Annotated in this window: 24 protein-coding genes; 6 read left to right on the top strand and 18 right to left on the bottom strand. The window is 55.4% G+C overall.

The annotated features are described in order from the left end of the window. Positions 1-210: 210 nt before the first annotated feature. Positions 211-1,509, bottom strand: a complete 1,299-nt coding sequence (gene phoR, locus DFO56_RS15935) for a phosphate regulon sensor histidine kinase PhoR (protein ID WP_020456730.1) — start codon at positions 1,507-1,509, stop codon at positions 211-213. A 21-nt stretch (positions 1,510-1,530) separates the two neighbouring features. Then, the gene (gene phoB / locus DFO56_RS15930) at positions 1,531-2,220 is read right to left on the bottom strand and encodes a phosphate response regulator transcription factor PhoB (protein WP_007373472.1); all 690 of its coding nucleotides are present in this window, start codon (positions 2,218-2,220) and stop codon (positions 1,531-1,533) included. A gap of 198 nt (positions 2,221-2,418) precedes the next feature. On the opposite strand from phoB, the gene sbcD reads away from it, so the two are divergent. Together sbcD and sbcC are read left to right on the top strand one after the other, a co-directional pair. Continuing rightward, on the top strand, positions 2,419-3,621 hold the full coding sequence (gene sbcD, locus DFO56_RS15925; protein ID WP_045509298.1) for an exonuclease subunit SbcD: 1,203 nt from the start codon (positions 2,419-2,421) through the stop codon (positions 3,619-3,621). After that, positions 3,618-6,758 carry an exonuclease subunit SbcC gene (gene sbcC / locus DFO56_RS15920; protein WP_045509301.1) on the top strand — a complete coding sequence of 1,047 codons (3,141 nt, stop codon included), beginning with the start codon at positions 3,618-3,620 and terminating at the stop codon, positions 6,756-6,758. Before sbcD ends, sbcC begins: the two co-directional genes overlap by 4 nt. 33 nt (positions 6,759-6,791) lie before the next feature. On the opposite strand, the gene mak is transcribed toward sbcC, so the two are convergent. Continuing rightward, entirely contained in the window at positions 6,792-7,700 is a 909-nt protein-coding gene (mak, locus tag DFO56_RS15915) for a fructokinase (protein WP_045509305.1), read from the bottom strand. 99 nt (positions 7,701-7,799) lie between these two features. Here mak and rdgC point away from each other — a divergent pair, with 99 nt between their 5' ends. Continuing rightward, the gene (gene rdgC / locus DFO56_RS15910; protein WP_044489799.1) at positions 7,800-8,711 is read left to right on the top strand and encodes a recombination-associated protein RdgC; all 912 of its coding nucleotides are present in this window, start codon (positions 7,800-7,802) and stop codon (positions 8,709-8,711) included. A gap of 45 nt (positions 8,712-8,756) precedes the next feature. Here rdgC and ppnP read toward each other — a convergent pair whose 3' ends face one another. The 5 genes from ppnP to DFO56_RS15885 form a co-directional block, all read right to left on the bottom strand. After that, on the bottom strand, positions 8,757-9,041 hold the full coding sequence (ppnP, locus tag DFO56_RS15905; RefSeq protein ID WP_017458829.1) for a pyrimidine/purine nucleoside phosphorylase: 285 nt from the start codon (positions 9,039-9,041) through the stop codon (positions 8,757-8,759). Between the two features lie 88 nt (positions 9,042-9,129). Beyond that, positions 9,130-9,807: an AroM family protein gene (locus DFO56_RS15900; RefSeq protein ID WP_020456725.1), complete on the bottom strand. Its 678-nt coding sequence runs from the start codon at positions 9,805-9,807 to the stop codon at positions 9,130-9,132. Between the two features lie 217 nt (positions 9,808-10,024). Further along, positions 10,025-10,216 (bottom strand): protein YaiA, encoded by a 192-nt coding sequence (yaiA, locus tag DFO56_RS15895; RefSeq protein WP_017458827.1) that lies wholly within the window; start codon positions 10,214-10,216, stop codon positions 10,025-10,027. A 50-nt stretch (positions 10,217-10,266) separates the two neighbouring features. Beyond that, entirely contained in the window at positions 10,267-10,791 is a 525-nt protein-coding gene (gene aroL, locus DFO56_RS15890) for a shikimate kinase AroL (RefSeq protein ID WP_045509308.1), read from the bottom strand. Between the two features lie 271 nt (positions 10,792-11,062). Continuing rightward, positions 11,063-11,524 (bottom strand): YaiI/YqxD family protein, encoded by a 462-nt coding sequence (locus DFO56_RS15885; protein WP_020456723.1) that lies wholly within the window; start codon positions 11,522-11,524, stop codon positions 11,063-11,065. Positions 11,525-11,657: 133 nt separating this feature from the next. Here DFO56_RS15885 and proC point away from each other — a divergent pair, with 133 nt between their 5' ends. Then, a complete protein-coding gene (gene proC, locus DFO56_RS15880) occupies positions 11,658-12,464 on the top strand; it encodes a pyrroline-5-carboxylate reductase (RefSeq protein WP_045509311.1) in 807 nt (268 codons plus the stop codon). 35 nt (positions 12,465-12,499) lie between these two features. On the opposite strand, the gene DFO56_RS15875 is transcribed toward proC, so the two are convergent. The 6 genes from DFO56_RS15875 to DFO56_RS15850 all read right to left on the bottom strand — a co-directional run bounded on the left by DFO56_RS15875 (position 12,500) and on the right by DFO56_RS15850 (position 18,699). After that, entirely contained in the window at positions 12,500-14,023 is a 1,524-nt protein-coding gene (locus DFO56_RS15875) for an FAD-dependent oxidoreductase (RefSeq protein ID WP_045509315.1), read from the bottom strand. Between the two features lie 181 nt (positions 14,024-14,204). After that, positions 14,205-14,525 (bottom strand): phosphate starvation-inducible protein PsiF, encoded by a 321-nt coding sequence (psiF, locus tag DFO56_RS15870; RefSeq protein ID WP_020456720.1) that lies wholly within the window; start codon positions 14,523-14,525, stop codon positions 14,205-14,207. A 90-nt stretch (positions 14,526-14,615) separates the two neighbouring features. Next, a complete protein-coding gene (phoA, locus tag DFO56_RS15865; protein ID WP_045509317.1) occupies positions 14,616-16,046 on the bottom strand; it encodes an alkaline phosphatase in 1,431 nt (476 codons plus the stop codon). An 87-nt stretch (positions 16,047-16,133) separates the two neighbouring features. Further along, on the bottom strand, positions 16,134-16,394 hold the full coding sequence (gene iraP / locus DFO56_RS15860) for an anti-adapter protein IraP (RefSeq protein WP_017458820.1): 261 nt from the start codon (positions 16,392-16,394) through the stop codon (positions 16,134-16,136). A gap of 261 nt (positions 16,395-16,655) precedes the next feature. Continuing rightward, the gene (locus tag DFO56_RS15855; protein ID WP_045509319.1) at positions 16,656-17,846 is read right to left on the bottom strand and encodes a multidrug efflux MFS transporter; all 1,191 of its coding nucleotides are present in this window, start codon (positions 17,844-17,846) and stop codon (positions 16,656-16,658) included. A gap of 169 nt (positions 17,847-18,015) precedes the next feature. Beyond that, positions 18,016-18,699: an extensin family protein gene (locus DFO56_RS15850; RefSeq protein ID WP_020456717.1), complete on the bottom strand. Its 684-nt coding sequence runs from the start codon at positions 18,697-18,699 to the stop codon at positions 18,016-18,018. A 108-nt stretch (positions 18,700-18,807) separates the two neighbouring features. On the opposite strand from DFO56_RS15850, the gene ddlA reads away from it, so the two are divergent. Then, positions 18,808-19,908 (top strand): D-alanine--D-alanine ligase, encoded by a 1,101-nt coding sequence (ddlA, locus tag DFO56_RS15845; protein ID WP_020456716.1) that lies wholly within the window; start codon positions 18,808-18,810, stop codon positions 19,906-19,908. Here ddlA and DFO56_RS15840 read toward each other — a convergent pair whose 3' ends face one another. Further along, positions 19,909-20,130 (bottom strand): DUF2754 domain-containing protein, encoded by a 222-nt coding sequence (locus tag DFO56_RS15840; RefSeq protein ID WP_017458816.1) that lies wholly within the window; start codon positions 20,128-20,130, stop codon positions 19,909-19,911. A 266-nt stretch (positions 20,131-20,396) separates the two neighbouring features. On the opposite strand from DFO56_RS15840, the gene DFO56_RS15835 reads away from it, so the two are divergent. Continuing rightward, positions 20,397-20,705: a DUF2755 family protein gene (locus DFO56_RS15835; RefSeq protein ID WP_017458815.1), complete on the top strand. Its 309-nt coding sequence runs from the start codon at positions 20,397-20,399 to the stop codon at positions 20,703-20,705. Here DFO56_RS15835 and DFO56_RS15830 read toward each other — a convergent pair. The 3 genes from DFO56_RS15830 to DFO56_RS15820 all read right to left on the bottom strand — a co-directional run bounded on the left by DFO56_RS15830 (position 20,702) and on the right by DFO56_RS15820 (position 23,734). Beyond that, positions 20,702-21,829: a DUF1615 domain-containing protein gene (locus DFO56_RS15830; RefSeq protein ID WP_045509322.1), complete on the bottom strand. Its 1,128-nt coding sequence runs from the start codon at positions 21,827-21,829 to the stop codon at positions 20,702-20,704. The two genes, DFO56_RS15835 and DFO56_RS15830, sit on opposite strands and share 4 nt — an antisense overlap. Positions 21,830-21,842: 13 nt before the next feature. After that, positions 21,843-23,063 (bottom strand): peptide antibiotic transporter SbmA, encoded by a 1,221-nt coding sequence (sbmA, locus tag DFO56_RS15825; protein ID WP_045509324.1) that lies wholly within the window; start codon positions 23,061-23,063, stop codon positions 21,843-21,845. Positions 23,064-23,200: 137 nt separating this feature from the next. After that, the gene (locus DFO56_RS15820; RefSeq protein WP_045509327.1) at positions 23,201-23,734 is read right to left on the bottom strand and encodes an isochorismatase family protein; all 534 of its coding nucleotides are present in this window, start codon (positions 23,732-23,734) and stop codon (positions 23,201-23,203) included. Positions 23,735-23,793 lie beyond the last annotated feature (59 nt).

Here is a 23,793-nt window from a genome sequence, read left to right as displayed (position 1 = left end):
CGTTTAAAGGCAAGGTGGGATCGCAAAACCAGATGGTTATGCTGCATTGCAAAAAACAGGCAGTCAAATACTCCATTTATAGGAAAAACACATGGCTGATCATGCGAACAAAAAAGCAGCAGACGTACAAAATACGTTTCAGCTGTGGTAGACGGCGCGGGAAAGCGGCCTGTTTTCGCAGGCCGCTGGAAAGATATGCTGACAGCGCCTTCAGGAAGCGGCTTTTTTGGCAACCAGACGTTCCGGCAGGACAAAGCTAAAGCGAGTGCCCTTGCCCGGCTCGCTGACGATATCAAGGCGGCTTTCGTGGTGATTTACCGCGTGTTTGACAATCGCCAATCCAAGACCGCTGCCGCCGGTTTGCCGCGAGCGGGCTTTATCCACCCGGTAGAAACGTTCAGTCAGGCGCGGAATATGTTCTGCGGCAATGCCCGGTCCGTTATCTTCCACGCTAAATTCGGCGCCCTGCGGTACATGCTGCCAGCGCACAATAACATGTGTGCCCGCTGGCGTGTGGTTGACGGCGTTATACACCAGATTAGAGATTGCGCTACGCAGCTGCTCCTCGTTCCCGAGCACTTTGAGCGTGTTATCCACGTCAAACGTGAACGTGTGTTTTTGCTGGCTGAGAGTTTGCGCTTCCCGTTCGACAACCCGCAGCATCATCGGTACATCAATGGTCTCGTTAGGGGGTAGCGTCGGTGCGGCTTCGATTTTCGACAGCGTGAGTAGCTGACGCACCAGCCCTTCCATCCGCGACGTTTGTTCACGCATGGTGTGCAACGCTTTTTCGCGCGGCGCCCCTTCCAGCGTTTGCTCCTGCATCATTTCCAGGTAGCCCTGCAGCACCGTTAACGGGGTGCGCAGTTCATGGCTGACGTTAGCGAAAAAGTTACGCCGCGCGCCTTCCAGCTGGTGCATTTGCGTCACATCGCGCGCCACCATCAGCAGTTGTTGCTCGCTGTAGGGCATGACGCGAATCTCAAGATGCCGCCCATTATTTAGTACCAGGTGCAGAGGTCGGCCAAACTCCTGGTTCCTGATGTATTTCGTAAATTCGGGGTAGCGCAGCAAGTTAAGGATATTCTGGCCATTATCGTCCGGCCAGCGCAGCCCCAGCATCTGCTGCGCGAGACCGTTACACCAGAAAATCGCCCCTTCTTCCGTGGTGAGGATCACCGCATCCGGCAGCGATTCCGCACCGCTGCGAAAGCGTTTGATCAAATTTCCCAGTTCGCGGCGGCGCTTTTTGTTACGCATCTGCATCTGGTGTAGCCCGTAAAGTAGCGGCTCCCAGCTTCCGGTTCCCGGCGGCGGCGTCATGCTTTTATCGACCCATAACCACCAGGAAAGACGCAGTAAATTCCAGAAATGCCAGATCAGCAACCCGGTTACCGCGGCGAACAAAAACCAAGGCAGGTAACCGAAAATCGCGCCGAGAATAAAGGCGGGGATACAACAAAGGAGGAGCTCCAGCACCAGCCTTTTCCATGACAGCCGTTCCAGCACGCGTCACACTCCTGTCAAATTTCAGAAACGGGTCGAAAAACGATATCCCGTGCCGCGCACTGTTTGCACCATACGATCGTGGCCGCTGTGTTCCAGCGCTTTGCGCAGACGGCGAATATGCACGTCCACGGTTCTGTCTTCAACGTAAACGTTGGTTCCCCATACGTGGTTCAGCAGCTGTTCGCGGCTATAAACACGTTCCGGGTGAGTCATAAAGAAGTGTAAGAGTTTAAACTCTGTCGGTCCCATATCCAGCGGATTTTCACCGGTCATCACGCGGTGTGAGGAAGGATCGAGGCTCAGCCCCTGCATTTCAATCACCTCTTCCACCGCCATCGGTGAAATACGGCGCATCACGGCTTTAATACGCGCGACCAGCTCTTTCGGTGAAAATGGCTTGGTAATGTAATCGTCCGCCCCCGTTTCCAGACCGCGAACGCGATCCTCTTCCTCCCCGCGCGCGGTCAGCATCATCACCGGAATATCACGGGTCATCGCTTCACGTTTAAGATGTTTAATAAACTGAATGCCAGAACCGCCAGGCAGCATCCAGTCCAGTAAAACCAGGTCGGGCCAGGGTTCGTTAAGTTGGTTCACCGCGCTGTCATAATCTTCAGCTTCCACCGGTTGAAAACCATTTTGCTCGAGCACGAAGCACACCATTTCACGGATTGGTGCTTCATCTTCTACGACCAGAATTCGTCTCGCCATAATTCGCCCTGTTTTAATTAAGTCGTCAGTATATGTAGCGGCGCCATTATGCGTCAGTTTTATGACAGATTTATGAATAAGATGACCGCTATATGACCCGCCCGGTGGCCGTGTGACAACGCAAATTTGCGTTCGGTTATGTCCCTCATCTGCTTAATGTTTATAATCTGCTTTACGCTTTTTCGCCATGGAACCGCTATGCGCATCATTCACACTTCAGACTGGCATCTGGGTCAAAACTTCTACAGTAAAAACCGCGCCGCCGAACATGACGCTTTTCTCGACTGGCTGCTCGCCGCCGCCGAAACGCATCAGGTGGATGCCATTATTGTCGCAGGCGATATTTTTGATACCGGTTCCCCGCCAAGCTACGCCCGCGAGCTTTACAACCGCTTTGTGGTCAAACTCCAGCAGACGGGCTGCCAGCTTATCGTGCTGGCAGGAAACCACGATTCCGTGGCCACGCTGAATGAATCAAAAGAGATCCTCGCCTACCTGAAAACCACCGTGGTGGCCAGTGCAGGTACCAGACCATTCCTGCTAAAACGCCGCGATGGCAAACCCGGCGCGGTATTTTGCCCGGTGCCGTTTTTACGCCCGCGCGACATTACCGTTAGCCAGGCGGGGCTTTCCGGGCAACAAAAACAGCAGCATTTACTGGCGGCGATCACCGATTACTATCAACAACAATTTACTGAGGCCTGTGAACTGCGCGGTGACAACCCACTGCCGATTATCGCCAGTGGCCATTTAACCACGGTGGGTGCCAGTAAAAGTGACGCGGTGCGTGATATTTATATCGGCACGTTAGACGCCTTCCCTGCACAAAATTTTCCCCCTGTGGATTACCTCGCGCTCGGCCATATTCATCGCGCGCAGAAGATTGGCGGCCTTGAGCACATCCGCTACTGCGGTTCGCCCATTGCGTTGAGCTTTGATGAAACCGGGAAAAGCAAAAGCGTCAATCTGGTGACATTCGCCGAAGGTAAGCTCGCCGATGTCACGGCGCTGGAGGTGCCGGCAACCCAACCGTTAGCAGTGATCAAAGGCGATTTCGCTGAAATCTGCCGTCAGTTAGAACAGTGGCGCAATGCCCCCGCAGAGCCACCCGTCTGGCTGGATATTGAAATCGAAAGCCATGAATATCTGGCGGATATGCAACGCAAAATCCAGCTGGTAACCGAAGATTTGCCGGTCGAAGTGCTGCTGGTGCGCCGCAGCCGCGAGCAGCGCGAACGAATTCTTTCCGGCGAGTTACGCGAAACCTTAAACGAATTAAAAGTGGAAGAGGTGTTCGCCCGCCGCCTTGCGCTGGCAGAACTCGACGACACACAAAATGCACGGTTACACACGTTGTTTAGCGAAGCGCGCCAGGCGTTGGATGAGGAGAATGAAGCATGAAAATCCTGAGCCTGCGGCTAAAAAACCTGAACTCGCTGAAAGGTGAATGGAAAATAGACTTCACCGAAGAGCCGTTTGCCAGTAACGGTTTATTCGCCATTACCGGCGCGACCGGCGCGGGGAAAACCACACTGCTCGACGCTATCTGCCTGGCGCTGTACCACGAAACACCGCGCCTGAGCACCCTTTCGCAATCGCAAAACGATTTAATGACCCGCGATACGGCCGACTGCCTGGCCGAGGTGGAGTTTGAAGTGAAAGGCGTCGCCTACCGCGCGTTCTGGAGCCAGAGCCGCGCCCGCGGGCTGCCGGATGGCAACCTGCAAGCCCCGCGCGTTGAGCTGGCGGCCTGCGCCGATGGCAAAATCCTTGCCGATAAAGTGAAAGATAAGCTTGATCTTACCGCCTCACTGACCGGGCTGGATTATGGCCGCTTTACCCGTTCTATGCTGCTGTCGCAGGGGCAGTTTGCCGCATTCCTCAATGCGAAACCGCGCGAACGCGCCGAGTTGCTCGAAGAGCTGACCGGCACCGAGATTTACGGCCAGATTTCCGCCATGGTGTTTGAAAAACACAAAGCGGCGAAAACCCGGCTGGAGCAGTTGCAGGCGCAGGCAAAAGGCGTGGAACTGCTTAGTGATGAGCAGCGCCAGCAGCTTGCGCAACGTTTGCAGGCGCTTACTGACGAAGAGCAACGTTTGCTGGCAGGGCAGCGCGACATACAGGCGCAGGCCAACTGGCTGAACCGCGACGCGGAGTTACGCGCCGCGCGCGGACGTGCGCAGGCCGCACTGGTACAGGCTCAGCAAGCGCTGGCCGGTGCCCAGCCGCAATTAGCGGCGCTGGAACGTGCGCAACCGGCGCTGCAATTGCGCCCGCTATGGGATCGGCTTGAGGAGCAGCGTAAAGCGCTGGTTCGCACCCGCGCACAAAGCGAAGAAGTAAATACTCGCTTACATGCCAGCCTGTTACAGCGCGCACGCATTCGTTTTAGCGCCCAGCAGCAGCATTCAACATTGCAGAAAACGCAGAAAACGCTGGAAAGCTGGCTTGCTGAGAATGCCCGTTTTGAGCGCTGGCAGAACGAATTAACCGGCTGGCGCGCGTTGTTCAACCAGCTGGAAGAAGAGAAAAAACAGTGGCTCGGACTGCAACAGCGTGTGCAGACTCACGAGGCGAAACTGCGCACCTTGCCTGAATCGACACTGGCAATGAGCGCGGAAGAGACGGCTGCGGCAATGGCGTTGTGCGCGCAAAACCGCCCGCTGCGCCAGCAACTTACCGCCCTGCATGCCCGTTTTGCTCCGCTGCGCAAACAGCTGGCGCAGCGCCAGCAGAGCTTGCTTGATTTACGCGCCGAGCAGGAAAAGATCAGCGCTGAACTGGCGCGCAAACGCGAGCTGTATAAAGAGAAAAACCAGCTGCTGACGGAAGTCACAACCATTTGCGAGCTGGAAAACCGCATCAAAGATCTGGAAAGCGAGCGCGCGCGTCTGCAACCGGGTCACCCTTGCCCGCTGTGTGGCGCAACCGAACATCCGGCGATCGCGCATTATCAAACCCTTGAGCCAGGCGTCAATCAGGCACGGCGCAGCGCGCTGGATCTGGAAGTGCGCCAGGTCAAAGAGGATGGCGTTGCGCTTGGCGAGCGGCTGAAAGGGTTGGCTGAACGCTACGAAAAAGATGAGCGCGAAGTGAAAAACCTGCAACAAGAGGAGCAAAACTGGTTGCAGGAGTGGGCAAAAGCCTGTGCCGCGCTCAGCGTCACGCTGGAGCCGCATCGCGAGCTTACCAGTTGGCAAAGCGCGCAGGATGCTTATGAACATCAGCTTTACTTGCTAAACCAGCGCCAGACACTGCAGTTGCAAATCCGCGAACTTCATCAACAAAGCGAGCAGTATCAACACGCTGTGGTTGCCCGCCGTGAAAAACTGGCGACCACACTGCAGCAGCTGGATCTGACCCTGCCAGCGGAAGGCGAAGAGGAGCCGTGGCTGGCGGCGCGCACGCAGGAAGCCGAACAATGGCAACACCAACAGCAGCAGCTCAGTGCGCTGCACGAAAAGATGGCGCAGCTCACGCCGATCCTTGAGACGCTACCGGAAAGCGACACCGCCTGCGATGGGCAGACAGTAGCGCTGGAAGGCTGGCGGAAAGTACACGATGCCTGTCTTGCGCTGCAAAGCCAGTGGCAAACTCTGCACCAGCAACTGGCGCAAGAGGAGCAAACCGCAGCCGCGCTGGAGCAACAATTTGCCGATGCGCTGGGGAAAAGCGTTTTCGCCGATCATCAGGCCTTTCTCGACGCCCTGCTCACCGAGCCTGAACGCCAGCGCCTTGAGCAGTTACGCCAGAAGCTCGACAGCGAATGCCAGCAGAAACAGGCACTAGCGAACAGCGCTGAACAGGCGCTAAATGCGCACCAGGCACAGCCGCCTGTGGCACTCGCTCCGGATGCCACGGTTGAAAGCATTGGCCTGGCGCTGGAGGCTATTTCGCGCCAGCTTCGGGAAAACACCACTCGTCAGGGTGAATTCCGCCAACAGCTGAAACAGGACGAAGATAACCGCAAGCGCCAGCAAAACGTATTGCAGGAGATGGCGCATGCCAGCGTGCTGTATGACGACTGGGGACATCTGAACGCGCTTATCGGCTCCAGAGAGGGGGATAAATTCCGCAAATTCGCCCAAGGTTTAACGCTGGATAACCTCGTCTGGCTGGCGAACAACCAGCTTAATCGCCTGCATGGTCGTTATCTGCTGAAACGCAAGGAGAGCGACGCCCTGGAGCTGGAGGTGGTGGACACCTGGCAGGCGGACGCGGTACGCGATACGCGCACCCTTTCCGGCGGCGAGAGCTTCCTGGTCAGCCTGGCACTGGCGCTGGCGCTCTCCGATTTGGTGAGCCATAAAACCCGCATCGACTCGCTGTTCCTCGATGAAGGTTTTGGCACGCTGGACAGTGAAACGCTGGATACGGCGCTGGATGCCCTTGACGCGCTGAACGCCAGCGGCAAAACCATCGGCGTGATTAGCCATGTGGAAGCGATGAAAGAGCGCATCCCGGTGCAGATCAAAGTGAAGAAAATTAACGGGCTGGGCTACAGCAAACTCGACGGGAAATTCGCGGTGAGTTAAAAACAAGGGCGCGTTCAACCGCGCCCTTGTTGTTTATTCGCCCTGCGGCCACAGCCATGCCGCGCCGCGTACACCGCTGGAATCGCCGTGCAGCGCTTTGCGGATCGGCGTTTCGCACTCACCGCCAAATACCCAGTTGCGCAGCAGAACCGGTACGGTCTGGTAAAGCCGCTCGACATTACTCATGCCGCCGCCCAGCACAATCACATCCGGGTCAAGAATGTTCACCACATGCGCCAGTGATTTTGCCAGCCGCAGCTCGTACCGGCCGATCGCCAGTTCCGCCACCGCGTCCTGCTCGTCTACCAGCCGCATGATTTCATGACCTTTGAGCGCCTTGCCGCTAAGCCGCTGATAATCCGTGGCAAAGCCGGTGCCGGAAATAAAGGTTTCAATACAGCCCTGCTTGCCGCAATAACAGGGGACTTCGGTGCGGTAGCGTAGCTCATCCTCATCCATCCACGGCAGCGGATTGTGACCCCACTCGCCTGCGGTGCCGTTACCGCCAATGTGTGCGTGGCCGTTAAGCGCGACGCCGGAACCGCAGCCGGTGCCGATAATCACCGCGAACACCGTTTGCGCACCGGCTGCCGCGCCGTCCACCGCCTCGGAAACCGCCAGGCAGTTGGCGTCGTTTGCCAGCCGCACTTCGCGGTTTAACCGCTGGCTCAAATCCTTATCGAACGGTTTACCGTTCAACCAGGTTGAATTGGCATTTTTCACCACACCGGTGTAGGGCGAAATCGAACCGGGAATGCCCATGCCTACCGTGCCGCGCTGCCCGGTCTCTTTTTCCGTGAGATCCACCAACGAAGCGATTAGCTCAATGGTTTGCCAATAGTCACGCGGCGTGGCCTGGCGGTGGCGAAACAACTCTTCGCCCTGTTCGCCCAGCGCAATGATTTCTGTTTTTGTACCACCTAAGTCGATACCGATACGCACATCAAACTCCTCATAGTGGACCACGCATTAGCAATGCAACGGCGGCGACAATTCGCTATCATGCCCGCTGCATTTAACGACAAGGCCGTGGAAAAAATCATGCTGTGGTTCAAAAATTTAATGGTATACCGTCTCAGCCGCGATGTTGCGCTGCGTGCGGAAGAGATGGAAAAACAGCTTGCCCCACTATCGTTTACTCCATGCGGTAGTCAGGATATGGCGAAAACCGGATGGGTTCCACCGATGGGTTCACACAGCGACGCGCTGACCCATAGCAACAACGGTCAGATTATTATCTGTGCGCGTAAAGAAGAAAAAATTCTGCCGACGCCGGTAGTCAAACAAGCGCTGGAAGCAAAAATTTCCCGTCTTGAAGCCGAGCAGGGTCGCAAGCTGAAAAAAACCGAAAAAGATTCGCTGAAAGACGAAGTGCTGCACTCCTTGCTGCCGCGTGCGTTCAGCCGTTTCAGCCAGACCATGATGTGGATCGACACCGTGAATGGTCTGATTATGGTCGACTGCGCCAGCGCCAAAAAAGCGGAAGACACGCTGGCGCTGCTGCGTAAAAGCCTCGGTTCGCTGCCGGTCGTACCGCTGGCGATGGAAAATCCTATCGAACTGACGCTGACCGAATGGGTGCGTTCCGGTACGGTAGCGCAGGGTTTCCAGTTGCTGGATGAAGCAGAGCTGAAAGCGATGCTGGAAGATGGCGGCGTGATCCGTGCGAAAAAACAGGATCTGGTGAGCGATGAAATCGCCGTACACATTGAGGCGGGCAAAGTGGTCACTAAGCTGGCGCTCGACTGGCAGCAGCGTATCCAGTTCCTGATGTGCGATGACGGTTCCGTAAAACGCCTGAAATTCTGCGATGAGCTGCGCGATCAGAACGAAGATATCGATCGCGAAGATTTTGCCCAGCGTTTCGATGCCGATTTTATTCTGATGACCGGCGAGCTGGCGGCGCTGATTCAAAACCTGGTGGAAGGCTTAGGCGGCGAAGCGCAGCGCTAACCTTTTCCCCACAGACAAACGCCCGGGTTTTCCGGGCGTTTTGCATTACAGGTAACGGCAGAGGTAAGAACTCGGTTCCGCCACCTGCAAATGAAATTCGCTATGGCCAGGTACGTTGAACACTTCACCCGCGGCGTAAGCTTTCCATTCGGTTTCGCCCGGCAGCAGTACATTCAGCGCGCCGCTTACTACCGTCATCTCTTCCGGCTGCGCGGTGCTGAAAGTGTATTCCCCTTCCGCCATGACCCCAACGCTGGCACGGCCAGTGCTGCTGCTGGTAAAACCAATGGATTTCACTTTACCGGAAAAGTATTCGTTACTTTGAAGCATGAACTGGCCCTTATAAAGAAAATGTATGGAAAAACACTATAGAGGCCGGGCTTTGCTTCTGTCACGAGAAATTCACACGGTTGCTGGCCTAAACCAGCAGTTCAGATGCCAGCCGCGCGGCCAGCACGTTCGATAATAAAACGGGCACATCCAGCGCTTTTTGCAGCAAATCGCGGTGATATTGATGGAAACCAAGACAATCCAGCATCAGCACATCCGCACCGCGCTCAATAAGCTCTTTACCCGCGGCAATTAATTCCTGTTCTGTCGCCAGGTAAGGATGGGCCAGCACGTAGTAAGGTTCATTTTCCAGTACTTGCCATTTTTTCTTTTGCTGCGCCATCAGTTCGGGAATGGGCACCATCACGCCCACCTGATGCCCGTCGACAATGGAAGCGACCAGCGGCGGAATAATGCGCTGCGGCTCAAGCAAAATCGCGTTACGCGCAACAAAACCGCGAATATCAGCGGTACTCATCAGCAAAATGACATCGTAACCCTGGTTATCCAGCACCTCGATGATACCTTGCAGATCGCGCTCCACTTTCTCGCGGGAAACCATCCCGAGGCTGTCATCGCTTAATCGAGTGGGAATGGCGTGCTCCCCGGCACCAACGGCGTATTCACGTCGCACCTCATCCGGATCCATTTTACCCAGCAGGCTGAGATGGGTGATCTGCTCTTCTGAAACGTGCTCCGCGAGGAGCGGGAAAATCTCTTTTACCGGCACCACACCGATGGTGAGGATCGCCAAGGTCGCGCTCATTTTCTACTTTCCGCCTTTCATCACTGCTTGTTCTTATTCGCTCTCGATCACGCCGTTTTGACGGCTGTTGTGTAAAGAGAACATGCCACTCCTGTGTTCATATAAATTCCAGTAACCATAAAAGAGTAACCGCTGGCTATTATTCAGCCAGTTTAAAAACGTGACATAGATCCTTTTTTGTAATGTTCAGGAAATCATCCAGCCTGCAAGATGCGGCTTAGCTTTTGTCCGGATCTTCATAACGCCGTTTGGCGTCCAGAGCTTCCTGCTCGGTGGGGTGTTCACTAATTAAGGTATCCGGTTTCGGATGGTCGGCGCGCAGTTCATACCAGGTCACTGTCGGGCCATTCGCACCTTTTTCAACGGCGACAACACGGGCTTCACGCGGATATGGCGGTTTGGTCGGCATAGCTCTTCCTCATTTTGCGGGTCGAGCAATAAGTATAGACAAACGTTTCGCTAACTGGCGCGCGCCAGTTGCAATGCCGCTTCAATATCAGACACCACCTTATCCGGCGACTGCGCTGCATCCACTACATAATGCGCAGCTTCACGGTACAACGCATCGCGCTGCGCCAGCACTTCACTGACCTCTTCGCTGATGGGCTTACCGGTTAGCGTCGGGCGTTGCCCCTCCTGGGGAAAAGCCTCCAGCCGGTCAGCCAGCACATCGACCGGCGCGCAGAGATAAATCACCACGCCGTGTTCACGCATAAAACGGCGGTTGTATTCGCGAAGAATAATCCCGCCGCCGGTCGCCACCACGCGTGATGGCGCGCTAACCGCTTCCAGCGCTGCGGTTTCCCGTGCGCGAAATCCGTCCCACCCTTCCTGTTCAACAATCGCTGCGATGGTCTGTTGGGCATTTTCCTGCAACCAGTAATCGGTATCGATAAACTGGCATCCCTGCGCCAGCGCCAGCGTCCGACCAACTGTCGTTTTACCGCAACCACGTGCGCCGATAAGAAAAATGGGGAGCGTCATGAGCAGGTGTTCCCTCCGGGTCCTGCACAGTGCAGGACGGAAAATAAGACAGCGATGATATCACCAAACTAGTACGAAATTCATCGTAAAATTAACGTTACACTTTTATGTCCGCGCCGATAAAAACTTCAAGCGAAACCAGAGTTAATCTGGGTTTCATCTGTAAAGATTCTATGGCATCACGTGTCGCGGCAACCTTACTGAATGTAACACAGGCTGGCAAGCCCGCAAGGCGGCAAACAGTAACATATCAAACGGGGATGTGCAGAATTTACTCGCTCTGGCGGCGCTTGTCGGCCAGCAACCACTTATCCAGCTCGGCGGCGAACTGCTGGCGATCCCGCTGTGACAGGCTGTCCGGGCCACCGGTTTGAATACCGCTGCTGCGCAGGGTATCCATAAAATCGCGCATCGTCAGCTTTTCGCGAATGGTTGCCTCGCTATAGCGTTCACCGCGCGGGTTCAGCGCCGCCGCGCCTTTTGCCAGCACTTCCGCCGCCAGCGGAATATCCGCCGTTATCACCAAATCACCGGCTTCGCACAGCCGGACAATTTCATTATCGGCGACATCAAAACCGGCAGGCACTCTGATGGAGCGGATCACCCGCGACGGCGGCACACGCAGGTTTTGGTTCGCCACCAGCGTTAACGGCGTCTGTGTGCGCTCGGCGGCACGGAATAAAATCTCTTTGATTACGTTCGGACAGGCGTCCGCATCAACCCAAATCGCCATCGTTACTCCTTTCTGGTTTTGGCGCATTGTCGCTTTAATTTCCTGTCGGGGAAAGGAGAGATCCTTTCGCCCTCGCCGCCAATCCACGTTAAGCTATATCGCACAAACATTTACAAGCAGAGAGACGGATGTGATGGAGAAGAAAATCGGTTTTATCGGCTGCGGTAACATGGGAAAAGCGATTGTTGGCGGCCTGCTTGCCAGCGGTCAGGTGCTGCCGGGGCAAATCTGGGTGTATACCCCGTCGCCGGAGAAAGTGGCTGCCCTGCATGACCAGTTTGGCGTGAACGCCGCGCAAAGCGCGCAGGAAGTGGCGCAGATTGCCGATATCGTCTTTGGCGCTGTCAAACCGAACATTATGGCTAAAGTGCTTAACGATATCGCCTCCAGCCTGAACAAAGAGACGCTGGTGGTCTCCATCGCCGCCGGCGTTACGCTTGATCAGTTAGCGCGCGCGCTCGGCCACGACCGAAAAATCGTCCGCGCCATGCCCAACACCCCGTCGCTGGTGAATGCGGGCATGACCTCTGTGACGCCTAACGCGCTGGTCACGCCGGAAGATACCGCCGATGTGCTGAATATCTTCCGCTGCTTTGGTGAAGCGGAAGTGATTGCCGAACCGATGATCCACCCGGTGGTTGGCGTCAGCGGCTCCGCACCGGCATATGTGTTTATGTTTATCGAAGCGATGGCCGATGCCGCTGTGCTGGGCGGGATGCCGCGCGCGCAGGCCTATAAATTTGCCGCACAGGCGGTGATGGGCTCGGCAAAAATGGTGCTGGAAAGTGGCAAGCATCCGGGCGAGCTTAAAGATATGGTCTGTTCGCCTGGCGGCACCACCATTGAAGCGGTAAAAGTGCTGGAAGAGAAAGGATTCCGCTCTGCGGTGATCGAAGCGATTGCCGCGTGTATGGCGAAGTCTGACAAAATGAGTAGCTAACTAATGCGCCACGCGATGTCGCGTGGCGCGATTTCTCAGGCCAGCATTTCGCTGGCGGCATGCATGCTAATCGGTTGCTGCATTTTCAGCAGTAAGCCCGCCGTTTCACTGTACTCGCCGCAGCTCAGCACCGCTTTCAGTACGCCTTCTTCGCCGTAGAGCACGGCAAAACGTTTATTATCAAACGATCCCAGCATTTTCATACTGTCCCACTCACGGGTGTAACCGAGATATTCAAAGCGGTTACCAAAGTGGGTCGTCCAGAAAAAGGGCACCCGATCAAAGGTGTGCCGTTCACCCAGCATATTCAGCGCGGCGAGGCGTCCCTGCTGCTGCGCCACACGCCAGTGTTCAATGCGACGACGCCCTTCCGGGGCCGGGTAGCTGGCGATATCCCCTACCGCCCAGACATCCGGTGCCGCGCTCAAGGTTTCATCCACCGTCAGGCTGCCATCTTTTTCATGAGGCAGATCGTGTGCCATATCGGTCACCGGCTGCACACCCGTGGCAAATACCACTACGTGTGCTGGTACGGAACGGCCATCTTTTAACGTTACGCTCTGCACATGGCCGTTCCCCTCCAGCGCCGCCGGTTCGCCGGTAACAAACTTCACGCCGTTCTGTTTATGCAGATCCATAAAATACCGCCCCACCTCTTCACCGAACTGCGGTACAAACGGCAGCGCATGGCGCGATAACACCGTCACGTCGATATCCTGATTACGCAGCGCCGCCGCCAGTTCCATGGCGATAAAACTATTACCGATCACTACCAGTTGCTGCTCCTGTTCGACTTCATTGAGCAGACGCTCAGCCTGGTGGATACCACGCAGCACATGCACACCCGCCAGGTGGTTGCCGGGAATATCTGGCCATACTGGCTGGCCACCGGTGGCCAGCAGTAGTTTGTCGAAAGCGATCTGTCGGCCACCGGCAAGCGTAAGCTGGTGAGCGTAGCAATCAATATTCGCCACCTCTTCACGCAGGCTTTCGACGCCGGGCTGGCTGTAAAAGGCGCTGTCCAGCAAGTGGGGAACGTCACTAATTTTCATTTTTCCCGCCGGAACGAATTTGCTCAGCGCAGTGCGATCGTAGGGCGCATCATCTTCTTTATCGATCAACACCAGGTGACCGTTAAACCCGGCGTCACGCAGCGTTATCGCCGCCGCACTGCCAGCGGCACCTGTTCCCAGGATCACGGCGGTTTGCGGGCGCTCGCCACGGATAAGCGAATGGCTGGCGGGAGAAAGTGGACGCGGGTTCACCAGTACACGATTTTGCTCAAGCATCACCGGATACTGCTTGAGGTTTTGCAGCGCCAGCGGTTCACGCCATTCGCCATTGGTGATATCAAACGCGGCTTTATGCCAGGGGCAGACCAGTTTGCCATCGCACACGGCGCCCTTCTCCAGCGGCCCGCCTGCGTGCGGGCATTTACTCTGAAAGGCGCGAACTTTCGCCCCGGTGCGGATAAGGATCATTGAGGTGCCCGCGACATCCACTTTGACCGGTTGGCTTTCCGGCAAGGCATTCAGTTCAGTAACGTATTGATAGTTCATCACTTTGCTCCCGTGTCAGTGTTGCGAAAACGGGCGTAACGCCAGACAGCGCACAACCACGAGGAAAAGGGAAAATAAAACGAAGCTCACAAAGTAAGCCTGGCAGAGATTAGCGGGCGGGCAAAAAGACGGGGCAAATTCCGAAAAGAGGGTGAGCAAAACGCGATGCTCACCCGATGCGTTATTGCGGTTTTTTCAGGCAACCGCTCATAAATTTACTGCGATCTTCGCCTTTCAGGGATTGTTGCGTCGCCTGGGCATTACATTCGCGCATCCGCTGCTGCTGCGGCGTCAGGCTTTTTTGTCCGGGCTCAGTTTTGGTGTTTTTCAGGCAATCACTCATGTATTTCTTACGGGCGTCTCCCGCCAGGGTTTGCGCCGTCGCCTGTTGATTGCAGAGGGTCATACGTTGTTGTTGCGGGGTCAGTGTTTTTTCGGCGGCGCTTAACGCCGTGACAAACAGCAGACCGAAAACGAGGGTAACCAGTAATGTTATTTTCATAGCACCATCCTTCTCTTAATGTGCCTTTTAAGGATGGTACTAATTGGTGAAAAAACCACCCGGCAGCAAAGATTTACCGCCGGGAGGCTGTTACTTCAGATTCAGCGCTGCTTTCATGGTGTAGAACAGATCGGTCTGATCTGTCAGCCCCACCACGTTGCCCGCATGCGGGCCGTAAGCCGCGATGCGAACCTGCGTTCCGGTATGTTCCATCGACTCCTCTTCCGAGTTGCCGTAAGTGATGGCCATTACCGCGCCGTCTTTGGTGTTCAGTGCCTGGCTTAAGCCTGGCGCTTTGGTATCTGCCGGAATGATCTGGCTGGCGTGGGCATGATCCGCCGTCACAATCACCAGCGTATTGCCATCTTTTTTGGCAAATTCCAGCGCTTTCTGCACAGCTTCGTCGAGATCAACCGTTTCGCCGATCTGACCGCACGGGTTCGCCGCGTGATCCTGTTTATCGATCGACGCGCCTTCCACTTGCAGGAAGAAGCCTTTCTCATTTTTGCTGAGCAAATCAATAGCTTTTTCCGTCATCGCCGCCAGTGTTGGTATGCTGTCGGTGCGTTTCGCGTTGGGCGTACAGGTCACGGCAGGTTTATCAATATTGCCGTGCAGCGAGGCTTTTGGCCCTTCCCAGCGCACCGGCATGTTGCCGTCAGAGAACAGCCCCAGCAGCGGTTTATCCTGGTTAGCTTCGCTGATCGCCGCCAGCGAAGAGGCATCACCGACCAGCTGGTAGCCGCGAGCCTGCGCCTGTTCACGCAGCGTTTTCCCTTTCCACTCACCAGCGGTCGCGGTTTCGCTAAAGGTTTTCGCGCCGCCGCCCAAAGTGACATCCGCGCGGGCGTTCAGCAGTTGTTCGGTAATCGACCCTTTCCCGCCTTTCTCCAGCGCGTTAAGCGCACACTTCTCACTGGTCACCGTCGGGCCGTAGCAGCGGCGTGAGATAACGTGAGAAACCAGCGCGGCGGGCGTAGCGTCTTGCAGTTCCGCAGTGGAAACGTTGCCCGTCGCCAGACCAGCGGCTTTGGCCATCTCCAGAATGGTGGTGTGATCTTTATCGTGAATGTCGACGCCGAGCGCACCGTTATAGGTTTTCACGCCGGTGCTCCAGGCCGTGGCGGATGCGGCGGAATCGGTGACGTAATCCGGCTTGCCGGTTTTTTTGTCCAGCGAATAGTGTGTGTACTGGCCGGTCAGCGGCAGTGCGTCAATACCTTTAAAAAATCCACCGGCCCCTTCGGCGTAATTTCGCGCGGCGGTAATTTCGGAATCCCCCATGCCATCGCCAATCAGCAAAATAATATTTTTGGCGGGCTTATCCATGAGGGAATCACGCAGAGCAGCGGTTTGGTCACCACTTAAACGGCGCGCACCGCCAGGCGTGGAAATATCGCCGTGAGCAGTACGATTATCAAGAACCGGTGCCGAGGTCGTTTCGGCATAAATAGCAGGGGTAAACATCAGAGGTAATAATGCAAGAAATAATGCGCTCTGTTTCACTTTAATATTCTCCATGTACAAATACTTAAAGAAAATAAAACAGAGCGACTATAGGTAGCGCAGATGACAGTGATATGACAGTGCAGGCAGCGCGTCAGAGGTTTAGCTGCGCGGGTGCCTTAAAAGCTTTTTTACGTACTGTTGCAGCAACTCCGCGTCCTGATGGGTAACGTGCGTTCCCGGCCGGGCTTCTTCCAGCGCGCCTTCAATACTCTGAATTAACGCCTGTTGTTCCGTCGTCGCCATCTGGCGCAGCAGCGCGGTCACCACGATTTCCAGCGCTTCAACCTGAGCGACCAGTTCTTTCGACTCTTCTTCTTTTTCTGCCAGCTTGACCAATAACTCTGCAATGAGATTTTTCATAGCGCTATTTCCTTACGAGATTTCAAAGACGTTAGCATTGAGTTTTGATGTTGCAAAGTAGATACATGTATTATTTTTGCGGATTTTCTCACAAGGCTTAATAGTCATTTAAAAAACAGGGGTAACGAAACGTTTCTCCCGCTTCGATGGCAAATCCTTTGAGTGGCTTAGCGATAAATAAAAAAAAGCGCCTGGCTTATTTGCATAAGAAAAAACGATAGTAAGGCCGAAGCAGACTTATATTATTTCGGCCCTGTTGCGTTAGCGTTTTACCCGGCGAAACGCCAGCAGTAATTGCCAGAGATTAATAAACACCACCACGGCCGTGGCGGCAAATACCCAACGGAAACCCGCCATCGCGGATACGGTGGCTCCCATCAGCGGCCCGGCAACATTTCCCAGATACATAAACGATTGGTTGTACCCGAAAATACGCCCGGTGACCTGATCGCTGGAGTATTTCAGTAGCAACGTCTGCACGGCGGGCAGCATGGCGCCATCGGCAAAACCCAACATAAAGCGCAAGATCCCAAGCTGGAGCGGCGACGTGACAAACGACATGGCGAAAAACAGCACCACGGCCACCGCCATCGTCGCCATTAAAATGCGCGATGTACCAATGCGATCCCCCAATTTGCCGAGGCGCGGGGCGGAAATCAGCGCCGAGACACCGGGCACAGCGGCGATAAGCCCGCTGAGAAAAGCAATGTTAGTGGTATGCGGTGACAAAGATTGAATAAACAGCGCCAGGATCGGGCCGATAGAGCCGTTGCACAGCTGAATCACCATGGTGGTGATAAACAAACTGATGACCAGCGCCGGGTACGGCAAGGTAGAGAACACCGCCTTGCCGCTCAGGCGATCGCCCTTTTTCACCGTTGGTCTGACGCCCTCTTTAATTAAAAACAGCGTGACGAGGAAACTCACGATCAGCAATATCGCCGTGATAAGGAACACCATGCGCAGCCCCACATGGTCGGCGAGAAAACCACCCATCAGCGGCCCGCCAATCACGCCGCTTATCTGCGCCGTGGAGAGCGTACTTAGCGCCCAGCCGCTGCGCTCGCGCGGCACCTGCGAAGCCACCAGCGCCATCGCATTGGGAATATAGCCAGACGTCAGCCCCATCACACCGCGCAGGATCAACAACTGCCAGACATTGGTGGCAAACGCCTGTAACAGAATCGCGATCGCCATCCCTAACGAGGCGCGCAATAGCATCAGTTTGCGCCCTTTCCGGTCCGCCAGGCTGCCCCACATGGGCGAAACAATCGCCGAAACCAGAAAGGTGATACTGAACGTTAAGCCTGACCACATCGACAGCGCTTCATGGGACGTCACGCCCAGTTGCGCAACATATAACGGCAAGAACGGCAGAATTTGGCTGATGGCAAGACCGGTGAAAAAACAACCGAACCAGACCGAGATAAGATTGACCTTCCAGGATTCCATAAGTACGCGTAATTGTTGAGATTTTGACAAACAGCGCACAGGTTAACAAGAATGCGCCAGCAATGAGTCACCAGAGATGCGGTGACGGCGATTTCGGTATTTTATCTGTCAGCTTGCGTTTCATGCCGCCGCCCGGAGGAGAAACCCCATTATTGACAGTGGATTATGCTTAGCGACAGAGGCCAAAGCCGCGCATGCCAAGATGAAAATGGTTAGCGTGAGCCGCGTTGTACTCCGGCCCAAGGCCGTTACCGTAATAGCCGCAACTGGCGCTTAACATTGCCCGCAGCCACGGCTGCGTTCGCGCCTGCCGCCAGCCCTTCAGTACCGTCACGGACTGACCATTCGCCAGTCGAAAACCGCTGAGATCAAGCGCTTCGGCGCTGGCATGCTCGCTACGTCGCGCATCGGCGCGGTTGTAGATATTGCGACACGCATAGCTGCCAAGATGATCGATACGCGTAAGCTGGCTGCCCATAAAGCGTTCGGTGAGTGGCCGCGCCTGTTGCTCGACAAACAGCGCGGAACTGAGCGCCAGCGGGCAACTGGCGAGAAAACTGCTGCTCAGTTTAACCGCGCCAAAGTCGCGTACCCGTACGACATTGGTTAACGGGCAATCTCCGGCACTGTCGGCAACCGGAGCCGACGAGATCAGGCGTTGCTGGTTCGCCTGCGACAATAATTCCGCACAGGCTTGCGGCGGCAAGCGGCGCAGTTTGAACTGCGTAATGCGCCCGGGCGGGTCGCTAAGCTGCAACGGCGCAAACGGGTTGTAGTAAGACGGCAACGCGCGGTAGCCAACCCAAATCACCGCCAGAAGGATGCACAAAACAATCAGCCCTTTCCCGCTCACGTCGCCTCCTTCTGGTTTCCAGAAAACATTATGGCAGAAGGCCGCGAATCGTGCGTTTTGACGTGCTATGGTATGTGCTTTGTGAATTCAGTGTGAGTGAACGGAGAAATGGCAAAACTGCGGGTAGGGGTCGTCTTTGGCGGCAAATCAGCGGAACATGAAGTGTCGTTACAGTCGGCGAAAAATATCGTCGACGCCATGGATAAATCACGCTTTGACGTGGTGCTGCTGGGGATCGATAAACAGGGGCAGTGGCATGTCAGCGATGCGAATAATTACCTGCTAAACGCCAACGATCCGGCGCGTATCGCCTTAAACCCCTCGGAAAATAGCGTGGCGCTGGTGCCGGGGATCCAACAGCAACAACTGATCCAGGCAGAAAACAGCACACCACTTCCGAATGTCGATGTGATCTTCCCGATTGTTCACGGCACGCTGGGCGAAGATGGTTCATTACAGGGCATGCTGCGTCTGGCAAACTTGCCGTTTGTCGGCTCCGACGTGCTCGCCTCTGCAGCCTGCATGGATAAAGACGTTACCAAGCGCCTGTTACGCGACGCCGGGCTTTCCATCGCCCCGTTTATTACGCTAACTCGCGCCAATCGCGGGCAAATTAGCTTCAGCGATGTGCAAGCCAGGCTCGGTTTGCCGCTGTTTGTTAAACCCGCCAACCAGGGTTCCTCCGTGGGCGTCAGCAAAGTGACGAATGAAGCGCAGTACCAGGCGGCGGTCAACCTGGCGTTTGAATTCGATAAAAAAGTGGTTGTTGAAACCGGCATCAAAGGCCGTGAGATTGAATGCGCCGTGCTGGGTAATGACTCACCGCAGGCCAGTACCTGTGGCGAAATCGTGCTTAATAGCGAGTTTTACGCCTACGACACCAAATACATCGATGAAAACGGGGCTCAGGTGGTTGTGCCCGCCGACATTGATCCGGCAATCAACGATAAAATCCGCGGCATTGCCGTGCAGGCTTATCAGGCGCTGGGTTGTGAAGGGATGGCGCGCGTGGATGTGTTCCTGACGCCGGAAAACGACGTAATCATCAACGAAATCAACACGCTGCCAGGGTTCACCAATATCAGCATGTACCCGAAACTGTGGCAGGCGAGCGGTATTGGTTATAGCGAGTTAATCACGCGCCTGATTGAGCTGGCTATTGCGCGCCATCAGGCTAACAGCGCGCTGAAAATTACCGTTAATAACTAATCACTGCGGTTTATCCGCCGTCTCCTCGTCCTCCGGGCGGCGGCGGATAATTAACCCGGCCAGCCAGAAACCAATCACCCAGGTTACCAGCCCCACCGCGTAGGTTTGCCAGCCTTTGGCTTCAAACCCCAGCAGCCCGACCACGCCATTCAGAATAAATATCAACCCAATCGCAAACGCGTAATAGTGCCAGTCACGGCGGATTTTTACAGGCAGCTTCATGACAACTCCGGCAGTCAAAACGGCATCATCGCACAACCGCCGCTTACCGTCTGTGGCGTATGCGGAAATTCTGAAATGTTACCAAGGTAATTAAAACGTTACAGAAATGTGAGCATCGGCAAAAATCATCCAACTGGAATCATTCCCGGGGCGAAATTATCACCATTCTGATGTTGACAAAGCGGTACAACTGCCAAAATTACCGTCAGTTGAGGCCACACGCCAACTACATCGAGCGTTAAAAAGTAAAGAGTACCGGAGGTCTTATGGCTGACTTTACTATGTCAAAACCCTTTAAGGGCGCAAAACAACGTGACACCTCCAGACCGGGTAATATTGCTTACGCCGTATTCGTACTACTCTGCTTCTGGGCGGGTGCGCAGCTGCTGAACCTGCTGGTGCATGCACCGGGCGTGTTCGAGCATCTGATGCAAGTGCAGGACACCACCCGCCCGCACGTAGAAATGGGAATGGGCGTCGGCACGATTTTCGGTCTTGTGCCTTTCCTCGCGGGAAGCGCCCTGCTCGGCGTCATCTTCCTTATCTTACGCTGGCGACACCACCATTCGCGCTAGTTCTGCGCCATGCAGGCGGCCCGACGATCGTCGACGCGCTTCGCAAACCATGCTGTTGTCAGGTTGCGCGTGATCTTCGGGCTTTCCAGCTTGATCCCCGGCAGTACCTCTCTCGGCAATGGTTTGCCGCTTTTCTTCTCGGCCAGCCGATAAACTTCGCGATAGAGTTTGGTCTCTTCCAGCTTGTCGCTGTCTCCGCGCTCCAGTTGCCGACGGATATCACGATCGCTCATGCCCAGCGAAGCGCCCAGTTTGCGCACGGCTAATTCCGTGCTACCCGCATCGCTGCTGCCGTACAAAATCAAATCGCCGTCGAGCGCCAGTTTCACACCGGTCGCTTTGCTGATGGCGTTCTGAAACGCCGCGTTACGGCTGGCATACAGCCCGGCGTTGAAATCGGCGAAACGGTAGATGGGTGCGGTGTAACTGGCCGGGTAATTGAGCAGATGATAGGTGCCAAACCATAATCCTCCGCGGCGGCTGAAGACCTCCTGCCGCACGGTGCCTTCCATTTTCCACGGATAACCATCCGTATGTTGCTCGGCAAAGGCGACGCTAATCTGCATCGGCCCGCCGGTGCGCACCGGGTTGAGCGAACCAAACAGTTTCTGCCCCATCGGCACCATGCCAATGAAGTCATCAAAAATGGCGCTGAGCTCTTTTTCCGTGCGCACTTTGTCCAACCGTTCGCTGTAGCTTTTACCGTTCGGCGACGGGATTTTCAGCGCGGTATGCACCAGCATCGTTGGGATGTGCATCCGCTCGGCGCGCTTATCGATCTCTTTCCAGGCAATTTTATTCAGCCCCGGCACCACCGGATCAGACTGGTAATTGGATTCCTGCTGCGCCACCGCCAGCACCGAACAGATGTTCTCCAGCGTCGGCGACAGCTTCTGGCTGCTAAAGGTTGTCGCCAGATCCTGCGCCCAGCCTTCGCGATCTTTCACGCTGGCGGGAATGGTTCGCCGCACCACGCTTGCGACATCCATCGGCTTGTTCTGCTGTTGTTCCAGCGCTTTTTCTTTTTCAGCTTCGGCTTCTTTTTGCGAAAGCGTGCCCTGCGTACTACACCCGGCGAGAATCAACGTCGCCAGTAACCAGCCAAAACGGGGGACGTAAACCATAACGTTCCTTGTGTTAACCAAAAGTATGGGGCACAGGCTGGATCTCCTGCCCATCCAACGCACGCTCAAAACTGCGTAAACGTTTATAGATAGACATCAGCTCCACCAGCGTCGTCCAGGAAGAGATCAAATACTGGAACGAACTGCGCACCTGCTCGAACACGTTGGTTATCTGGCGCATCAGACCGAAAGTGATAGCCCCGGCGGCAATCGTCGGGAACAGCACAATCAGGCCAACCACCACATCAACCTGCATGTACAGGATACGGGCGATATTGAAATACATATAGTGGAAATAGAGCCGGAAATAGTTACGGCGCACGGCGGCGAACAGCTCTGCAACGGTATGCGGCCTGGCGCGACCGGCATCATCTTCACCGTAGACCAGCTCTTTACGGTAAGCCGCTTCCACGCGCTGGTTTTTAAACGCCAGACCCGGCAGTTTGATGCCCACAAACGCCAGCAACACGGTGCCGAGCAATGCCCAGCTCACGGCGGCAATCACCAGACCATAAGCGATGTGCCCGACCACCGGTATCTCTTGTACATGCGGCGATAACGCCACCAGCACCGGCAAAAAAGCGATCAACGTCATGATAGCGTTAATAAAACTGGTGCCCATATCTTCAAGCGTCGAGGCGAAACGCATGGTGTCTTCCTGCACGCGCTGCGCTGCGCCTTCGATATGGCGCAAACGCTCCCAGTGCGCCATATAGTATTCGTTCATCGCCGTGCGCCAGCGGAACACATAGTGGCTGACGAAAAAGTTATTGAGCACCGCCACCGTTACGGCAATCAGTGCGATCCACAAAAACACGCCAATCTCGCTGTACAACTGATGAATGCTGACTTTGTTCGGCGCGCTGAGTGCGGTCTGGATAAGATCGTAAAACGGCTGATACCAGGCGTTAATGGCGACATTCACCTCCACCAAAAACCAGGTCACAAAGATAATTAACGCGGTGCCGAGAATCGACCAGCGCTGCCAGCGATGCGGCGAGAGGGTAAACCAGAACAGCGCAAACACGCCGACACAAAGCAGATAGTAGGCATAAAACAGCAGATAGCCAGGGCTCCAGAAACGCGCGGCGCTAATCGGCACATCCGCAGACGCACCGGTGAGACGCATCAACCACGCTTCACCACCGGCCTGCCAGAAAACCACGGTAATCGCGGTCCAGATGAACACCGACAAAAAGAACAACGCCGGTTTCGGAAAGAAGGACTTAAACATAATGCTCTCCTGCTCACTTCTTATTATTTACGACAAATGCTGTGCATCACTGTGTGTAAGCCCCTGAATGGGCCGCGACAAAAAAAGCGCCGCGAAGTGCGGCGCCGTCTGGTTAAATCTGACCTGAGCTTAACGCCTTAGTTCGTTTGCCATTCGTGAAGAATTGTTTCGACGGGTTTCACTAACACCGGGTTGCCCGGCACCGTTAACGTGCGCCACACCTCGTTATAGTGATCGATTAACACCGTGGCCTGCGCCGCCGGGCGATTCGCCGTGGTGTGCGCATCTTGCGCGACGGTAATGGCGTAGCCACGGCTGGCGCCGTTTTTCAGCGTGGTATCCACGCAGTAATCGGTGGCGCACCCGCATATCACAAAAGCGCGAATGTCATGCTCATGCAGCACGCTTTCGAGTGTGGTGTGATAAAACGCGTCGCAGGCGATTTTGGTGACATACATCGCGTTCGCCGGTTGCGTCAGCTCCGGCAGAAGCGCAAACCCGTCGCTACCCTCTTCCAGCCCACCAGCCTCGGCATGTTGAATAAAAATCACCGTATCCGCTGCCGCGGTCAGTTGATTAATACGCGCCACGCAGTGCTCGCGCTGAATACGCTCTGTGGCAAACACGCCGTTTTGCATATCCACCACCATCACTACCCGTTGACTTGCCATTACCTGACTCCTGAGTGTGGGAAAGAAAGAGGTTATCACAGCCGCCTTACACCAGAGTC

It is taken from the genome of Kosakonia sp. AG348 (assembly GCF_003337365.1).
Lineage (GTDB): Bacteria > Pseudomonadota > Gammaproteobacteria > Enterobacterales > Enterobacteriaceae > Kosakonia.
The sequence above is the reverse complement of the archived record's forward strand: the minus strand, read 5'-3'. Positions and strand labels throughout refer to the sequence as shown.